The organism is Algoriphagus sp. A40, from assembly GCF_002002735.1.
Taxonomy (GTDB): domain Bacteria; phylum Bacteroidota; class Bacteroidia; order Cytophagales; family Cyclobacteriaceae; genus Algoriphagus.
Genome location: NZ_MUNY01000033.1, coordinates 35,301 through 52,722, shown reverse-complemented (window position 1 = coordinate 52,722; position 17,422 = coordinate 35,301). Strand labels below are relative to the sequence as shown.

At 45.0% G+C, this 17,422-nt stretch carries 16 protein-coding genes; 1 reads left to right on the top strand and 15 read right to left on the bottom strand.

What is annotated here, in order from left to right; translation table 11 throughout:
* Nucleotides 1-148 precede the first annotated feature (148 nt).
* The 6 genes from B0E43_RS24100 to B0E43_RS24075 all read right to left on the bottom strand — a co-directional run bounded on the left by B0E43_RS24100 (nucleotide 149) and on the right by B0E43_RS24075 (nucleotide 8,882).
* A complete protein-coding gene (locus B0E43_RS24100) occupies nucleotides 149-1,393 on the bottom strand; it encodes a DUF4249 domain-containing protein (protein ID WP_168171876.1) in 1,245 nt (414 codons plus the stop codon).
* Nucleotides 1,386-2,537 (bottom strand): DUF4249 domain-containing protein, encoded by a 1,152-nt coding sequence (locus tag B0E43_RS24095; protein WP_168171875.1) that lies wholly within the window; start codon nucleotides 2,535-2,537, stop codon nucleotides 1,386-1,388. The genes B0E43_RS24100 and B0E43_RS24095 overlap by 8 nt, the downstream gene beginning before the upstream one ends.
* 86 nt (nucleotides 2,538-2,623) lie before the next feature.
* A complete protein-coding gene (locus tag B0E43_RS24090; protein ID WP_077346345.1) occupies nucleotides 2,624-4,282 on the bottom strand; it encodes a hypothetical protein in 1,659 nt (552 codons plus the stop codon).
* On the bottom strand, nucleotides 4,275-5,441 hold the full coding sequence (locus B0E43_RS24085; protein WP_077346344.1) for a DUF4249 domain-containing protein: 1,167 nt from the start codon (nucleotides 5,439-5,441) through the stop codon (nucleotides 4,275-4,277). Before B0E43_RS24085 ends, B0E43_RS24090 begins: the two co-directional genes overlap by 8 nt.
* Nucleotides 5,441-8,173: a carboxypeptidase-like regulatory domain-containing protein gene (locus B0E43_RS24080; RefSeq protein ID WP_077346343.1), complete on the bottom strand. Its 2,733-nt coding sequence runs from the start codon at nucleotides 8,171-8,173 to the stop codon at nucleotides 5,441-5,443. The genes B0E43_RS24085 and B0E43_RS24080 overlap by 1 nt, the downstream gene beginning before the upstream one ends.
* A gap of 7 nt (nucleotides 8,174-8,180) precedes the next feature.
* Nucleotides 8,181-8,882 (bottom strand): hypothetical protein, encoded by a 702-nt coding sequence (locus B0E43_RS24075; protein WP_077346342.1) that lies wholly within the window; start codon nucleotides 8,880-8,882, stop codon nucleotides 8,181-8,183.
* Nucleotides 8,883-8,987: 105 nt separating this feature from the next.
* On the opposite strand from B0E43_RS24075, the gene B0E43_RS24070 reads away from it, so the two are divergent.
* Nucleotides 8,988-9,899 (top strand): sugar phosphate isomerase/epimerase, encoded by a 912-nt coding sequence (locus B0E43_RS24070; protein ID WP_077346341.1) that lies wholly within the window; start codon nucleotides 8,988-8,990, stop codon nucleotides 9,897-9,899.
* Between the two features lie 175 nt (nucleotides 9,900-10,074).
* Here B0E43_RS24070 and cysM read toward each other — a convergent pair whose 3' ends face one another.
* The 9 genes from cysM to rpsD form a co-directional block, all read right to left on the bottom strand.
* Nucleotides 10,075-10,953, bottom strand: a complete 879-nt coding sequence (gene cysM, locus B0E43_RS24065; RefSeq protein ID WP_077346340.1) for a cysteine synthase CysM — start codon at nucleotides 10,951-10,953, stop codon at nucleotides 10,075-10,077.
* Nucleotides 10,940-11,785, bottom strand: coding sequence for a serine O-acetyltransferase (locus tag B0E43_RS24060; RefSeq protein WP_077346339.1), 846 nt, complete (start codon nucleotides 11,783-11,785; stop codon nucleotides 10,940-10,942). Before B0E43_RS24060 ends, cysM begins: the two co-directional genes overlap by 14 nt.
* Nucleotides 11,786-11,806: 21 nt before the next feature.
* Nucleotides 11,807-12,355, bottom strand: a complete 549-nt coding sequence (locus B0E43_RS24055; RefSeq protein WP_077346338.1) for a hypothetical protein — start codon at nucleotides 12,353-12,355, stop codon at nucleotides 11,807-11,809.
* A complete protein-coding gene (locus B0E43_RS24050) occupies nucleotides 12,336-12,623 on the bottom strand; it encodes a septum formation initiator family protein (RefSeq protein WP_077346337.1) in 288 nt (95 codons plus the stop codon). Before B0E43_RS24050 ends, B0E43_RS24055 begins: the two co-directional genes overlap by 20 nt.
* Nucleotides 12,624-12,719: 96 nt before the next feature.
* Entirely contained in the window at nucleotides 12,720-14,003 is a 1,284-nt protein-coding gene (gene eno, locus B0E43_RS24045) for a phosphopyruvate hydratase (RefSeq protein ID WP_077346336.1), read from the bottom strand.
* A 22-nt stretch (nucleotides 14,004-14,025) separates the two neighbouring features.
* On the bottom strand, nucleotides 14,026-15,123 hold the full coding sequence (gene carA, locus B0E43_RS24040; protein WP_077346335.1) for a glutamine-hydrolyzing carbamoyl-phosphate synthase small subunit: 1,098 nt from the start codon (nucleotides 15,121-15,123) through the stop codon (nucleotides 14,026-14,028).
* A gap of 116 nt (nucleotides 15,124-15,239) precedes the next feature.
* The gene (rplQ, locus tag B0E43_RS24035) at nucleotides 15,240-15,773 is read right to left on the bottom strand and encodes a 50S ribosomal protein L17 (RefSeq protein WP_077346334.1); all 534 of its coding nucleotides are present in this window, start codon (nucleotides 15,771-15,773) and stop codon (nucleotides 15,240-15,242) included.
* 6 nt (nucleotides 15,774-15,779) lie between these two features.
* Complete coding sequence (locus B0E43_RS24030; protein ID WP_077346333.1) at nucleotides 15,780-16,769, bottom strand: DNA-directed RNA polymerase subunit alpha; 990 nt, start codon at nucleotides 16,767-16,769, stop codon at nucleotides 15,780-15,782.
* A 36-nt stretch (nucleotides 16,770-16,805) separates the two neighbouring features.
* Nucleotides 16,806-17,411, bottom strand: coding sequence for a 30S ribosomal protein S4 (gene rpsD / locus B0E43_RS24025; protein WP_077346332.1), 606 nt, complete (start codon nucleotides 17,409-17,411; stop codon nucleotides 16,806-16,808).
* Nucleotides 17,412-17,422 lie beyond the last annotated feature (11 nt).

Below are 17,422 nucleotides of genomic sequence, written 5' to 3'. Positions count from 1 at the left end.
AATTAGCCTGGTTTTATTTGCAAAAAGGAAATCTGGTGATGAACAGGCTTAAGAAATTTACAGATTCTGAACATTGAAAACTGATCGAAAAATTTACCAAGTTTGAACTCGAAAAGTACTTCCAGGCCAAGCATTTCTGCTTCTTCAATCAGTCTTCCTCCCAAAAATCAGGCAAGATCGGCGATGCATACAGGCTACAGTCCGCGCAGCGCCGGTAGGTCGGATAAAAGGCTACAATGGTGGTGCGCTCCATAATTGGTACTACCGGCACGATGTCCCCACTTCCGAAAATCCGCTGATAGTCCACTTGGTAAACAGCCTCCGCGGAGACGATACAATCGTTGAATTGAGGATCAACAAAATTCCAGGGAGTGACATCCTGGAGGTCAACGAATAAACGCTTTTGTCTGATCACACCCAGGCTTACCTGTCCGACTACCGGAATAGCCGGGTCATCAATATGTGAAATATTCCCTCTGATCAGCGAAGGAAGCGGGCTGAAAATCGATCCGATGTCATTGGAATTTTTCTTTAAGATTTCCCAAAACTTGGAAGCCTCCTCGTCGATGGCCATTTGTGAGATCAGAATACTGTAGCGATCCATGATCCGCTCGTCATTTTCGGGTATTTCCGTGATCGTTTGCCTAAAGACCACCTGATCCTGAAACCTCGAGCTGGTTTCTAGCAAAATATCAGGACTGCTGGCCGATTTGTAGCAAATAGAAATCTGCTCATCCGAAAACCTGTCACGGACGTTCCCAATGGATGCATCATAAATATAGGAAGTGCCAATTCGGGGCCTGTAAGCCCAGGTTTCTACAAAACCCCATAGAAAATCATCGGCATTCTCATTCCCCTGAGTAGTAAGGAAGATTTCGACACCTTCTTCATCCCGAAGAAATCCCACATCAATAATCTCCGGTGTTTGAATCGGAGTAAGCGGCGCAGACTGATAGCGTTCCCCATCCTGAAGCTCAATGAATAACCGATACGTATCGTCAAATCCTAGATTGTACTGAAAAAGGTATCGCCCCTCAGAGTCTTCTTCAAGATAGTATTTGGTTCCGACACTGGATTCCAGATAGATCAAAGCAGCCGTCTCGGGGCTCGGGCTTTGGCTGCTGTCCAGTCCAGACATTCTACTGATTTTCAGCTCACTTAGTGTGCCTTGCATATCCAGGTATCCTTCCACTACCAGGATCTGACTGGCAGTTTGTGGTATTTCAGGATCAAAAGGCGTCCTACAGGAAAAAAATAAAACAACCAGAATGGCTAAGGAAAAAAAGCTTGCCCTTGATCTGGAAAAAAAATCGCCCCTAATTAATGCAATCCTGGAAACGGACAGCAGGTATTTCTGCCACAAGCCCGAAAACCTTGAAGCCCTATCAATCATCCTCCCAAAAGTCAGGAGTGATTGGTGAAGCATAAAGGGTACAATCCCCGCATCGGCGGGAAGTCGGGAAGTAGCCGAGAATAACCGTGCCCCCCGGCGGAATGTATGGCCTTGCCGGGAGCACAGCTCCGCTGACAAAGGTGGGGTCATAAAACCTCGCCAAAACGGAGTCCTGCTCCACAATACAGTCATTAAATTCCGGATCGAGGTAACCCCAGGGAGTTACATCCTCCAAATTGATATATATCCTTAATTGCTGGACAACTCCCATGCTTACCTGACCCACCACAGGAGTTTGGGGATTTCCCACAGCTTTCAAATTCCCGGAAATCATCGAGGGAAGTGGACTGAAAATCGAACCGATATCCTCGGTGTTTCTTTTTAGTGTTTCCCAAAATTTAACCGCATCAGAATCAATGGCTTTCTGGTAAACTAATATGCTATACCGCTCCTGAATCCGTTCATCACCTTGGGGGATTTCAGTAATTGTCTGCCTAAAAACCACCTGCTCCTGAAATCTCGAACTAGTCTCCAAAAGGATATCTGAACTGACTTCAGATTTAAAACAAAGAGAAATGTTTTCTGCCTCAGTACGATCCCGGACATCTTTGATTTTGGAATCATAAATATAGGGTACTCGGATCCTTGGCCGATAGATCCAGGTTTCTTCATAAGTCCAAAGAAAATCATCCGCATTTTCATTTCCCTGTGTCGTGATATAAACTTCTACCCCCTCTTCATCTCTCAAAAATCCGGCATCAATAATTGGCGGTGTCAGGATGGGAATAATCGGAAGAGACTCAAAAAGCTCCCCATTGCTAAGTTCTATTTCCATTCGGTATTCCTTGTCCTCCGGCACATTTTGGGAAAATCCGTAAAGTCCCGGCTCCACTTCAGTCAAAGGATAGGCTGCACCGTCTTCACTAAACAAGGTGACTCTGGCACCGGATTCCGGTGCAAGCGTAGTGTCTGCATTAATTAATACAGTTCTGCTAAGCCTAATTTCGCTCTCCAATCCTTCTGTGTCCAAATATCCCTCAACTACTAAAATAGAAGAACTCCCCTCGGGTACCTCAGGATCAAAAGGTTCCCTGCAGGCAAAGGCAAGCACTAGGAAACAAAAAACAGCAACTGATTTTTTCATGGGGCCTGTCAATAACTTAAAATCCATCTCTTTGGAGCATCCAATTTTCTACCTTTTGAAACAAATCACTAAACTTCAATTCCAGCTCAGAGAGCTATCTGTATTTCTTTCTTTGAAACCTGCAAATTGCCTGAATCATCCAAATAACGAACCCAAAGGACATATTCACCGACTAACTCAGAAGCCTGAATGGACTGCCCGCCTGTTTTCCCCCAAAACAAAATTGTCCTGAAATCCGGAAATTCTCCCCCGGATCCGGGACTGCCAAATTGATTTCTCTCCAGTTCGATTTTAGGCTGGAGGCCCGGGTAATCAAAAAACCTGGAGGAAGGCACCAAGGGAAAAAGTCCAAAATTATTCTCGTAACTGCTAAAGCTCAGAACTCCCTCATAGGTCCGGTCATTCAGATAAAATTCCCGGTTTAGGACCTCCAGTTTGGAGATAAATTTGGGATTAAAGCCGGTAAGCAAGTCGGAGTCAAATACCGGCATGGCATCAATCAGGATGAGTGGATTGGTTTCAAAAACATCTTTCACCGCCTCATTTATCAACCTGAACTCTTTCTTTTTATCCCTGGTCCGCACAAAAACACTCGGTACATATTCCCGGATTACCGTTTCCACAGTCTCAAACCGGGTATAATCATCCAATAAAAAAGTATAATCCGCCACAAATCCGGTCACTACTTCGAGTGAATCGCTATCATACTTCTCAACATAATAAGTTTCTACAGCAGCAGCTTTCTGAAGCTGTGTCAAATAAGGCAGATCAGTCGAGGGAATCACCAGATCCGGAAATTTGAAATTTGGCAAAAACTTCGTTTTTACCACCGGAGAAATGATTTCAAGGCCCTCCATTTCTGCACCATCCTCCAATTGAATGATTAGCCGGTCCCAATGGGAAAGTCCGCCCGCATCAAACAGGATCTGTCCATCTGCATCAGCCCTGTCGGTAAACAACGCACTTTGCTTACCATGCAGTGACAAAAAGTAGGTCAGACTGGTGTCGGGCCGGACCACTTTCGATTCCACAATATGGCCGAAGAGCTCTGGCAAGATGGCCTTTTGCTCCAGAGAAGCATAGATTGAGCCCGATTTTAGCTGGACTTGCTCATTTTCCAAATAGGGATTGGAAACCGAAATACCTGCTGCCTGAATGGTCTTTCCGGCAGACAAACTGACCTGAAATGTCTCTCCGGGTTTGGGTGCGGGATTACTTATTTGAGCCAAAGTCCCGGTTACGTCAGAGGTTTTAAGATCCTGAATGGGGCCAGAAATCGGTTTAGGAGGAATTTTTGGATTAATGACCGTAACAAACTGCTGGGCCATACCCAACTCCAAATCCAAGTACGGACTTATTCGAGTATAAACCCTGAGAAGGTATTGGTCTGAGGGGATCGCGTTGGATAGCAAAAGAAAATTAAGAGTACTTCCATTTTCCAATGGCACCTTGGTATAGGCCACAGAATTGGAAAAGCGATCCACCAATTCAGCATACAGGACTTTGGAGGGACTTGCTTCCTGCGCAGACTTTACCTCTGCTTCAAACCAGATTTTCTCCCCTGTCAAATAAAGGGTTTTTGGGGTATTAAACTGAACCGTCTCTTTCGGAAGTTCCGATTGACGTGCAATCAGCACGACCGAAGGTATCAGTAAAAAAAACCACAGGCAGAAAAGCCCTTTTTGAAAATCATTCAAGCGCAAATCCAATGGTATCAGCATGCAAGGTTCTTTGATCTTATTCATCTTCCCAAAAATCAGGTTTGGTAATATCAGCATATAGTGTACAGTCCCCACATCTAACCTCAGTAGGATAATACCCTAGAATTCCTGGTGCAGGCACTGGCCCATCGCCCATAAATGCCTGTGCGGGAAGATAAGCGCCGGATCCGAAGTACTGAAAAATTTCTATTGTCCCAATTAATATTGGCTCCGGACCGACAACACACCCAAAAAAGATCTCATTGCTATAGGGCCAAGGTGATATTTCCTCCCTGTCGATGTAAAGGCGATGTTGACGGACTACTCCGAGATTTACCTGCCCTACTACCTGTTTGTCTCCATCCACTGAAACAATATTCCCCGAAATCAGAGATGGAAGTGGGCTGAAAATAGATCCTATATCCTCGGTGTTTCTTTTCAATGTTTCCCAAAAGGCTACCGCATCTGAGGGAATCGCCATCTGGGAAATCAGGATGCTGTAGCGGGCTTGGAGTCGCTCATTTCCCGTAGGGATTTCTGTAATGGTCTGTCTGAAAACAACCTGATCTTGAAATCTTGAGCTTGATTCCAGCAGGATTCCGGGATTGGGTTCAGTTTTGTAGCAAGTATAGATTTGCTCTACCTCTTTCCGATCCCTAACATCATTTATCATGGGATCGAATATATATCCTACTTGAGTATAGGGCCTGAAAATCCAGGTTTCATCGTAGGTCCAGAGAAAATCATCCGCCTGTTCATTCCCCTGAGTATTGACAAAAATCTCTACGCCATCTTCATCTTTTACAAATCCTGCCTCCAATATTTCAGGGGTTCGGATGGGTTTTAATTCAAGAGATTCGTAGCGATCTCCATTGCTCAGCACTATCTCCAACCGATATCGGGATTCTTCATCGATGTCTTTTTCAAATTGATACAACCCCGGTGAGATCTCCTGAAGTTGAAAACTTTCCCCTGAATCTGAACTAAGAGCCACCAGGGCGCCTGATTCCGGGGAGGCTATTGAATCATAGGAAAGCGGTACTGTCCGGCTGATTTTGAGCTGACTGGGATTTCCCTCTGTATCAAGATAGCCCTCCACTACCAGGATGCCGAGATTTTCGGCGAAAACCTCAGGATTGTAGAGTTCCCGACAGCCTTGCAGCATCATAAAAAATCCACCAACAACGAAAAAATAGGATCGCATCAGAACCTGAAATTATAGGTGACAAAAGGAATCGGTTCTGCAAAAATCGAAAGCTTATACCCCTGCAGCGTTCCTTCTTCCGGGATATAATAGACAGAGTAGGGATTGTCTCTTCCAAGCACGTTATACACCCCAAATGACCAGGAACCGTGCGCCGTCTTCTTTACCTTATGGTTTCCCTCAAGGTTGACGGAGAAATCCAATCTGAAATAATCCGGGATTCTCACGGAGTTTCTGTCTCCGAAATAAACCCGCTCAGAGCCTCCATATTCAAATTTTGCCACAGGCAAAGTCACCGGACGGCCTGTACTGTATTTTGCGGCCAAAGTAGTGTTGATTCTCCTGCTCAATTCATAATTCAGTACCAGGTTGGCATTGTGAGGCTGATCAAAGTTGCTCGGATACCATTCTGAGCGGTTGATTTGCTCCTTTTGTTCTGAAGGATCGGTTTGCATCAGGGATCTGCTGTAGGTATAAGCCACAGATCCATTCAGTTTGCCTGTTGATTTTCTTAGAAAGAGTTCCAGTCCATAAGCTTTCCCTTTGGTCACCAGGACATCCTGTTCGATGCGGTCATTCAGGACTATTTTCGCTCCGGATCTGTAGTCCAGGAGGTTTTCCATGGTCCGGTAGTAGACTTCTGCAGAAAACTCAACCGAGTTGTTTTTCAAATTATGAAAATACCCAAGTCCATATTGAATCCCTCTTTGCGGCTTAATGAATGGATCACTGAGTTTCCAGGTATCTGTGGGCGTCATCACCGAAGAATTGCTCATCAAGTGGATATTTTGCCTCATGGTGTTCACACCACCCTTGATCGAGGACCAGTTGGTCAGGGCATACCTTCCAGAAAAGCGGAATTCAGGACCATGATAGGATTTGGCTAATTCCCCAGAGGCATAGTTTTTTTCTCCGATAATATTCTCCGGCAGATTAGGTTGTCCCGGAGCATATTCGGGCAGCGTCTGGGGGCCAAAGTACCCGTATAGATTGTACCTCAATCCTCCGGTGACTGTCAGCTTTTCATTGATTTCAAACTCATCTCCGAAAAACAGGGAAGTTTCGAGCGCTTTTTCAGCTGCCACATCATCGGGTATCACAATACTTTCTGCCCCAAACGGAGCAATTTCTCCGGGATTTAAATCATACCAAATGGAATGTATTCCATAGGAAAAGATGTGCCGATCCCCTTTCTCCTGACGAAATTGTGCTTTGACAAACCGCTGCCGGATATCAAAGTTATACCGATACGAATTGAGAGGATTGTCCTCTCCCTGAACTTGAAAGTCGTATCCATCCTGTCCGGCTGAAAAAGTCGCTTCCACCTGATCGTTGAAATAATGAGTCCAGGACAAAGCAAAATTTTGATTGGAATAGCTGTAAACGGTATCCGGATCAAACTGGAATTCATCCTCGCTGTAATAGCCTGTGAATCTGAGAATGTTTTTCTCATTGAGTTGATGCTGGATCGTCCCGTTGAAGTCGGCGAAAAATGCACGGCTGGCACCGATGTCTGCCTTGTCCTCCAAGTAGTCAAGCAACCAATCCGAATAGGTCATCCGCGCTCCGACAATGAAAGTTGTCTTTGATCCGATTGGTCCTTCTACACTCAGGCGGCTGGTCAAGGGTCCGATCCCTCCGGATCCTCCGATCTTATCTGTCCTCCCGAGCTTAGGAGTCACCTGCAGGACAGAAGATAATCTTCCTCCCAAATTGGCCGGAATTCCGGCTTTATACAATTCCACTCCCTGCACCATATCGGAATTGACCGAGGAGAAAAAGCCAAACAAATGCGAAGGGTTAAACAAGGTGTTTTGGTCATATAGAATCAAATTCTGATCCGCTGCACCTCCCCGGACATTGAATCCCACACTCGCTTCACCGGCTGTATTTACGCCAGGCATGGTCAGGATCCCTTTGAGGATATCGACTTCCCCCATCACAGAAGGTAGTTTTCTCATCTGCTGGACAGAAAGTGATTGGACCCCCATCTCCGGACGGGAGATATTGGTCAGCGCTCCGGATCGGACCACCACTTCGCTGAGCGAAAATACACCTTCGCCGATACTCATATTCAGTTCACCATCCCCTTGGATAGTAACCAATCGCTGCTCGGTATAGCCACCGATATTCTGGATCAAAATCGTCTGATTCCCCTTGGGCACAGTCAATTCATAGCGCCCTTCAGGGTTAGTAATGGTTTGGGCTTGGGTGATTTTGTCATACACGATTGCCCCTTGGATGGGTTTGCTGTTTTCGAGGCTCAATACCTGGCCTCTGATCTTGGCTGTGGTCCCTTCCCCGCTAGGCACTCCGATGACATAGCGCCTGTTTCGGACAAATTCGTCCTGAGCACTGGTCATTCCTTCGGATTGATTTTCTTCATTTTGGGCAAAAAAGGAATCGGGGAAATCCACTGTCAATTTTTGTCCCTTACTTATAAATACTTCCCCTGTTTTAGAAATCGAAAATTTCAGATCAGTAGGAAGAAAAATCTGACTCAGGACATCCTCCAGCTTATCATTGTTTGCCTGAAGATTGACTGTGAGATCCTTTATGTCTGATTCTTTGAAAAAAAATCGATAGGTCGTTTCCTCTTCGATTTTCTCCATAAACCGCTCAAAAGGGACTCCGGGGTAAAACCCGGAAATCCGGTTGGGAGTCTGTTGGGCATACGACAGACCGGAAACCAGACAAAGGATAAGAAGAATTCCCCGGGTAAAAATATTCATAGGCAATTTACTTTTCAGAGGATTTTGACACCAAATACCGAAGGAAATTTTCCGGATTCTGTTTGAAATTCAACCCATTTTCGCGAAGCTTCTTTTTCGTCTCTTTTGGATTGAGACCAAGTAGTTCTATGGCTTGGTTTCCTTTACTCACCTGATTAAAAACCCCGTCTTTCCAAAGGAAAAAATCACTCTTTTCGACATACAATTCATCAAACTGAGACATTTCCCGAGTCTGCTTTGTGGTTTTGTATCGCTTTGCAAGCGCAGTATATTGGCCTTCTCCCAGAATCTGATAAATCCCGTTATGATGTCTCAGATAAGTGGAATTACCAATCAAAAACCGAAACCTGTCTCCATTGGAAAGTGCAAATCCATCTATTTTTTCAGGTTTTATCAGGATTTTCTGATTGAAAACAGGATGAAAAGTCACCAATTGATCCAGATAGCAATCATAAAGCAAGGGCACTTCCGGATAGCTGATCCCATTGATGCTTAACGTTCCTTTTTCAAATTGTCTTGAAGCAAAATAAGGATCTCCTTGGATCAGCCTCGAAGGTTCCGCATATTGTCCTCCTGTGATCAATTCCTGGAAATAAGGAAGCTGTTCTTTGTATTCAGGAAGGTAAGCCAAATTATCACCAGCCACCTGGGCAAATGAATTGCTTATATAAATGGATGTGGTGAAAAGAAAAAATATTATTTTTTGCATCCTGTAAAATACGATTGAAAACGCTTTCAAGTTATATTAATTCAAAATATGTATAAACGGTAAAGTTCTTCTATAAATGGAAAGATTCAGTTTAACTCAAAACCTATGACTACCCGCAGAACCCTTTTAAAAACCCTTGCACTTTCCCCCTTGGCTATTTCAACAGCACCTGTTTTTGGGCAATCGCCGGAGAAAAAAGAAAGCTCATTTAAATTCTCTCTCAATACCAGCACCATCCGGGGACAAAAGCTCAGCCTTCCCCAGATCATTGAACTCTGTGCCAAAACGGGCTATAACGGATTTGAGCCCTGGATGATGGAGATCGAAGCCTACCTGAAAGAAGGAAAAACGGTGGCATCCCTAAAAAAACTAGCATCTGATGCCGGAATCGAGTTTTTTGACTGCATCGGCTTCCCCACTTGGATGGCTCAGGATGACGAAAAAAGCAAGACCGGATTTGCGCAGATGGAAAAGGAAATGGGAATCCTCGCCGACTTGGGTTGCCCGAGAGTAGCCGCCCCTGCTATCGGAACGGAAGCCCCGATTGATTTGCTAAAAGCCGGAGAGCGATATAAAAACCTTTTAGATCTCGGAAGAAAGACAGGAGTGATGCCCCAATTGGAGTTTTGGGGAGCTTTTCCATCCTTCTTTCATCTTGGGCAAGCTATGGCTGTGGCCGCCGCCGCGGATGACAAAGACGCCAAAATCCTCGCCGACGTGTATCATCTGTTCCGCGGAGGTTCCGGCTTTGAAGGAATGAAGATGCTCGACGGCCATGCGATCGACATCTTCCACATGAATGATTTTCCGAAGGAGATTCCAAGAACCGAGCAGCAGGACAAGGATCGGGTATTCCCCGGTGACGGTGGAGCTCCTTTGCAGGAACTTGCCGATACCCTGAAGTCAAAGGGCAAACCCATTATTCTTTCCCTAGAGCTTTTCAACCCGACCTATTATGCGATGGATGCGGAGTATGTGGTGAAAATGGGTTTGGAAAAGATGAAGAGGTTTTTTTGAGGAATTGGGCTAAAGCCCCGAAATTCTCTTCTGATTTTTTCAACCTCCAGCTAAAGCTGGAGGCAATTCATCTACATGAATTGGCCTATCTATGAATAGGAATGTGGCTTTAGCCCATTCCTGAAAAAGTGAATGATTAATAAGGGGGCTTTAGCCCAAGTCATTTTAAACCAGATTATCCGAACAAATCCGAACTCAAATATCGATCTCCGCGATCGCAGGTGATACAGACGATTAGGCCTTCTTCGAGTTCTTTGGATAATTCAATCGCGGCATGCAAGGCTCCTCCGCTGCTCATTCCGGCAAGGATTCCTTCTTCCTTGGCCATGCGGCGGGTCATCTCTGTTGCCTGCTGCTGACTGACATCGATGACTCGATCCACCCGGCTAGGTTCAAAAATCTCAGGCAAAAACTCCGGTGACCAGCGCCGGATACCAGGAATACTTGATCCATCCGTAGGTTGGGTACCGACGATTTGGATGTCAGGGTTGACTTGCTTCAAAAACCGGGAAACCCCCATGATCGTACCCGTGGTCCCCATTGCCGAAACAAAATGGGTGATTTTCCCCTTGGTATCTTTCCAGATTTCCGGACCGGTCGTATAGTAGTGAGCCATATAATTGTCCGGATTTGCGAACTGATTGAGCATATAAAACCCTTCTTCGTCACTCATCTTTTCCGCCAAGACACGGGAATATTCTATGGTTTTGGCTGCGGGAGTCAAGATGACTTTGGCACCATAAGCTTCCATGGAGAGTACGCGCTCCTTGGTGGAGTTGTCCGGCATGATCAGGGTCATGTCCAAGCCGAGGACTTTTGCCACCATAGCCAAGGCGATCCCTGTGTTTCCACTTGTGGCCTCAATCAGTTTATCCCCAACTTTGATGTCACCCCTGTCCAAAGCAGATCGGATCATATTGTAAGCCGCACGGTCTTTCACACTGCCTCCGGGATTTTGACCTTCCATTTTGCAGAGGATCCGAACCTTGGGATTTAGCGGAATGTGTTCGAGCTCCACCAACGGAGTATTGCCTATCAGTTCAAAGAGTCGCATCAAAGTCGTTTTTGAAAACATAAAGATCTGTCACCGTACCTTCCTCGTGGTGCATTTGGGTTTGGTAATAGACTTTGGAACCCGGAAGGACTGATTTAGTTAACCAGACATTTCCACCGATTACACTGTTTTTTCCTATGATGGTCTTTCCTCCCAAAATGGTAGCTCCCGCATAGATGACCACATTTTCCTCAATGGTCGGATGCCGTTTGATATCAGCATCGGCTTTTTCTACACTCAAAGCACCAAGGGTAACACCTTGGTAGATTTTCACATGATTTCCGATGATGGTAGTCTCGCCAATTACCACTCCGGTACCGTGATCAATGCAGAAATATTGGCCGATTTTGGCTCCTGGGTGAATATCCACTCCCGTTCGGCTATGTGCGTATTCAGTAATCATCCTTGGAATCAATTTGACTCCCAAGCGGTGTAATAGATGGGCAATTCTATAAGCCGAAATGGCATAAAATCCCGGATAGCTTCGCAAAATTTCAGTCCGTGATTTGGCTGCAGGATCACCCTCATACATCGCATCGACATCCTGATTTAACCAATCAAAAACGGCCTCAAGCTCACCGAAAAATTGCTTCGCAATCTTTTCCCCATCTCCGGAATGCAGGTGGATATTACGGGAAAGAATTGTCGTCAACTGAACGAGGAGATTTTCCATTTTAGATTTGACATCTTCCTCCTCCCGGATGCTTTGAACCGAATATTCCGGAAACAACAAACCCAATAAATCCTCAAAAAATTGTTGGATTACTTTCGGAGAGGGGCATTCAGTGCATTCCTGATGCGCTTTATGTAATTTTTTGATTAAAGAATCCATGCTTCGAAGAGGGTGGAAAGATCACATCACAAAACCGATCCGAATCACATAAGGTTCAGCGTAATAGGAATTTTGATTGTCATGGAGGACGTTGTACAAAAAGGTAAAATTGGCGCCTCCTCTTGAACCAAATGGAGCAAAGTAACCCGCTCCTAAAAACAAGGCATTTGACCAGGTTCTTCTGAAATCTTCGACAAAATAATCATAGGTCTCCCAATTGATTGACTCGTATTCGGCATGCAGGAAAACATTGGGCAGCACATTGAATCTGCTAAAGAGCCTTCCTCCATAGGACGTCCCCTCTGCTCCCTGATACCTGCTGTCATCGTAATATTGAAAAGTAGCTCCTACTCCACCTGATAATCTTGGCGTGATCATCACTCCAACCAAGGGAGACACATCCACCAAAGTGACTGTACCGAACTGAAGCCCCAGGTTTCCTCCGAAATACAACCGGTCTTTAAAAGGGATGGAATCTGAATAGATTTCCCGCTGTGCAAAAGATTGCCCGGAGATGAAAAAAAACCCTAAAAGGGCAATGATCAGGAGGTTATTTCTCGACAATGACATACAAGTCTTCGGTTTGCTTCTTCATTAAGTACCTCTCACGGGCAAACTTCTCCAGGAGTTCAGGATTGCTCATCAATTCTGCGCGTTCTGCGGTAATCTTTCCTTTTTTCTCCAGATAAAACTCCTTCTGGTCCTCCAGCTGGTTCAACTTTTGACTCAGACGGAAATGGTTAATCAAGTTGTTGGAGTCAATGAAAAGCATCCAAAATAGAAAAAACAAGATGGCCAGTACATAAAAATTGCCGCTGTACTTAAGAAGTTTTTTCATACCTGATTTGAATTACAGGCATCAAGGTACAAAAATGGTGCAAAAAAAAGACAGCCCACTGATGCAGGCTGTCCATTTAGTAATTTCGATTCGAAATTATTTCAATCTACCCTTGAAAACTGCTGATTCTCCCAATTGCTCCTCGATTCTGAGCAACTGATTGTATTTGGCCATACGGTCAGATCGGGAAGCTGAACCGGTTTTGATCTGTCCGCAGTTGGTAGCGACAGCCAGATCAGCGATGGTAGAATCTTCAGTTTCACCGGATCTGTGAGACATTACTGCTGTAAAACCTGCCTTGTGAGCCATGCTGATTGCATTCAAGGTTTCAGTCAGTGTTCCGATTTGGTTTACTTTCACCAGGATAGAATTAGCGGATTTCTCCTCAATACCTCTTTTGAGGAATTTCACGTTGGTCACGAATAAATCGTCACCTACCAATTGAACTTTGTCACCGATTTTGGCAGTAAGCAATGCCCAACCAGCCCAATCCTCCTCAGCACATCCATCTTCGATGGAGTCGATAGGATACTTGCTGGCTAGTTCTGCCAAATAAGCCACTTGCTCTTCGCTTGATCTGATTTTGCCAGTTGGGCCTTCAAACTTGGAGTAGTCGTATTTTCCGTCCTTGTAAAACTCTGAAGCTGCACAATCCAATGCGATGGTTACATCATCTTTGACTTTATAGCCAGCTTTTGCGATAGCTTCCAAGATACAACCCAAAGCCTCTTCAGTTCCTCCTGAGAAGTTTGGAGCAAATCCACCCTCATCACCAACAGAGGTATTCAAGCCTTTGTCATGAAGAATTTTCTTCAGGTTGTGAAAAATCTCAGCACCCATTCTGATGGCTTCGGAGAAGCTTGGTGCACCTACTGGACGAACCATGAATTCCTGGAAAGCGATAGGAGCATCAGAGTGGGAACCACCGTTGATGATGTTCAGCATCGGCACAGGAAGTGTGTTTGCATTCACACCGCCGATGTAGCGGTAAAGCGGCTGTCCGGACTCCATCGCTGCAGCTTTCGCAACAGCCAAGGAAACCCCAAGGATCGCGTTAGCGCCAAGTTTGCTTTTGGTCGAAGTACCATCCAGTTCGATCATGATCTGGTCAATGGTGTTTTGCTCAAAAACATCCATCCCAACCAGTTCAGGTGCGATAATGTCATTTACATTAGAAACGGCTTTCAGAACGCCTTTTCCCAAATATTTGCTTTTGTCTCCGTCACGGAGTTCGACTGCTTCATTGACACCGGTAGAAGCTCCACTAGGTACAGCTGCACGGCCAAATGCACCGTTTTCGGTGACTACATCTACTTCAACGGTTGGGTTACCTCGGGAATCGAGGATTTGTCTTGCATGAATTGATTGGATCAACGTCATAGTTTTAAAAGGTTTATGAAAATTAGTTTTGGTTAATGAGTGCGATAAACTCGTCAAAAAGGTAACGGGAATCGTGAGGACCCGGGGAGGATTCCGGGTGATATTGAACCGAGAAGGCAGGCTTGTTTTTCAATCGGATTCCTGCCACGGTGCTGTCATTCAGATGGACATGGGTGATTTCGACTTCAGAATTTTTCTCAGCATCCTCGCGTACCACGTTGAAGCCGTGATTCTGGGAAGTGATTTCGCTCTTGCCTGTCAAAAGATTTTTGATCGGATGGTTCAAGCCTCTGTGACCGTGGTGCATTTTGTAGGTTTTAATACCTACTGCTTCGGCAAGAAGCTGATGTCCCAAGCAAATTCCAAATACCGGTTTCCCTGTTTCAAGAATTTCTTTCACGGTATCCACAGCATATTCCATTACGGCAGGATCACCAGGTCCATTCGAAAGGAAATAGGCATTTGGAGCCCAGGATTCCATTTCAGCAAGTTTGGTCTTGGCAGGGTAAACCTTACAATACGCCCCTCTTGAGACCAGATTTCTAAGGATATTTTTCTTAATCCCAAAATCCAAACAAGCCACTTTAATCTCAGAATTTTCATCACCGACAAAATAAGGTTCCTGTGTGCAGACAGTGGAGGAAAGCTCGAGTCCGTTCATATCCGGGACTTTTGCCAGTTCAGCTTTCAAACCATCCAAGTCACCTTCAAACTCGGAACTGATGATGGCATTCATTGCGCCTTTGGATCTCAGATGTCTGACCAGCATTCGGGTGTCTAAGTCTGCTATTCCGGTAATTCCATAATTAGCAAGGTAGTCCTGCAATGAACCGGATGCATCCAGTCGGGAATAAACGTCCGAGAAACTATTGACTACGATCCCTGCGATACAAGGATGGTCAGATTCGATTTCGTCAGGATGGACTCCATAGTTTCCGATGTGGGAAGTGGTATTGACAACGATTTGTCCGGTATAGGAAGGGTCGGTGTAGATTTCCTGATAACCGGTCATCCCGGTGTTAAAACATATTTCACCACCGTTTGTACCGGGTTTACCAATGAGGGAACCATGAAATACTGTCCCGTCAGCCAGAAGAAGTGTTGCTTTCTGTTTAATCATTTTTTTGAAAGTTGCGCAAAGTTAACCAATTCTTGGGAAGGAGGATAAGAGGTATGGGTATAAAAAAAGGATTGAACGGGCGTCCAATCCTTTTAATATTTGAAGTGCTATTCAAATTATTTTTCTTCGTTATCGCTTTCGGCAGAAGCTTCAGGAGCGCTAGGCGCTTCAGTTTTGGCTTCAGCAGCAGGTGCAGAAGTAGCCGCAGGTGCGTCTGCTTTGGCCACAGCAGTTCCTCTACGGGATCTTCTGGTGGTCTTTTTGGCAGGCTTAGCATCTTTCAGCATCAATTCATTGTAATCTACCAGCTCGATGATACACATTTCAGCGTTGTCACCCAGACGGAAGCCAGTTTTGATAATTCTGGTATATCCTCCCGGACGAGTACCTACTTTTTCGATTACCTCACCGAAAAGCGCCTTGATGGCATCTTTACTTTTCAGGTAAGAAAAAGCGATACGTCTGTTGTGTGTAGAATCTTCTTTTGCTCTGGTCACCAGAGGCTCAACAAACTTCTTCAATTCTTTAGCCTTGGCAAGCGTAGTTGAAATACGCTTGTGAAGAATCAGGGAAGTTGCCATGTTAGAAAGCATTGCCTTCCTGTGCGGGGCAGTTCTTCCTAGGTGGTTAAATTTCTTACCGTGTCTCATTTTATATTATTCTTCGTCAAGTTTGTACTTAGAAATGTCCATCCCAAAGGTCAGACCTTTCTCCTGGATCAGCTGCTCAAGTTCAGCCAAAGACTTCTTACCGAAGTTTCTGAATTTCATCATATCTGAAATCTCAAGTCTGGCAAGATCTCCAAGAGTTCTCACATCAGCAGCTTTCAGACAGTTGAACGCACGAACAGAAAGGTCGAGGTCGCTCAAAGAGGTCTTGAGAAGCTTACGCATGTGAAGGAATTCCTCATCGATAGGCTCTGGCTCGGCTACACCGGTAGAATCAAGGACCATGGTCTGGTCAGAGAATAGCATGAAGTGCTGGATCAAAATCTTTGCAGATTCCTGAAGGGCTTTCTCAGGATGGATAGAACCATCTGTGGAAACCTCAAGAATCAGTTTTTCGAAGTCAGTCTTCTGCTCTACCCGGGTGTTTTCTACGCTGTACTTCACATTTTTAATTGGTGTGAAGATCGCGTCGATTGCGATTTGCCCAAAAACCTGCTCTTTTGGTTTGGATTCTTCAGCTGGTAGATAACCTCTTCCTTTTTCGATCGTGATCTCAATTTCAAAGTTTTTGGTCTCGTCGATGTGACAGATGATCAACTCTGGGTTGAGGATTTCGAAGGAAGAAGTGAACTTAGCAATGTCCCCTGCGGTGAAAACAGACTGATTTTTGATTTCGACAGTGATTTTTCCGTCAAATGCTTCGTGCACTTTCTTGAATCTCACCTGCTTCAGGTTCAAAATGATATCAGTCACGTCTTCTACTACGCCCTCGATGGTTGAGAATTCGTGAACCACTCCCGGGATTTTGATAGAAGTGATGGCGTATCCTTCCAAAGAAGAAAGCAATATTCTTCTCAGGGCGTTACCGATGGTAACTCCATAGCCTTTTTCGAGTGGTTTGAAAGTGAACAAGCCATGAAAGTCATCGGCTTTTTCCATCACCACTTTCTCGGGCATTTGAAATGCTAGTATGGACATATATCTCGTTCTGGTTTTTAGCTGAAAATAGTAAAATTACTTAGAGTAAAGTTCGACAATGAGCTGCTCCTTGATATTCTCCGGAATATCATCTCTGCCAGGAACACTGACGAATTTGCCTGTCAAAGAAGCATTATCCCACTCTAACCAAGGATATCTGTTTGCTGCTTTGCCTGCCAGGCTGCTGGTGATTGCTTCCAGAGACTTAGAACGCTCTCTTACGGAAACTACATCACCCGGCTTCAAAGTATAAGATGGAATGTTAACCACTTCACCGTTTACCAAGACGTGCTTGTGCGAAACAAGCTGTCTTGCGCCACGGCGCGTTGGAGAAATTCCCAGTCTGTACACGGTGTTGTCCAAACGAGCTTCAAGAAGCTGAAGGAGGTTTTCACCAGTGATACCGGACTTTCTGGAAGCGATGTCAAACATTTTAGCGAATTGTCTTTCCAACACGCCGTAGATGTATTTTGCTTTTTGCTTCTCAGACAGCTGAACTGCATATTCGGACTGCTTCTTTCTTCTACCGCGACCGTGCATGCCGGGAGGGTAGTTTTTCTTCTGAAGTGCCTTGCTATGCCCTTCAATTGCTTCTCCAAATTTTCTGGAGATTTTAGCTTTAGGACCTGTATATCTTGCCATTCTGTTAGCTT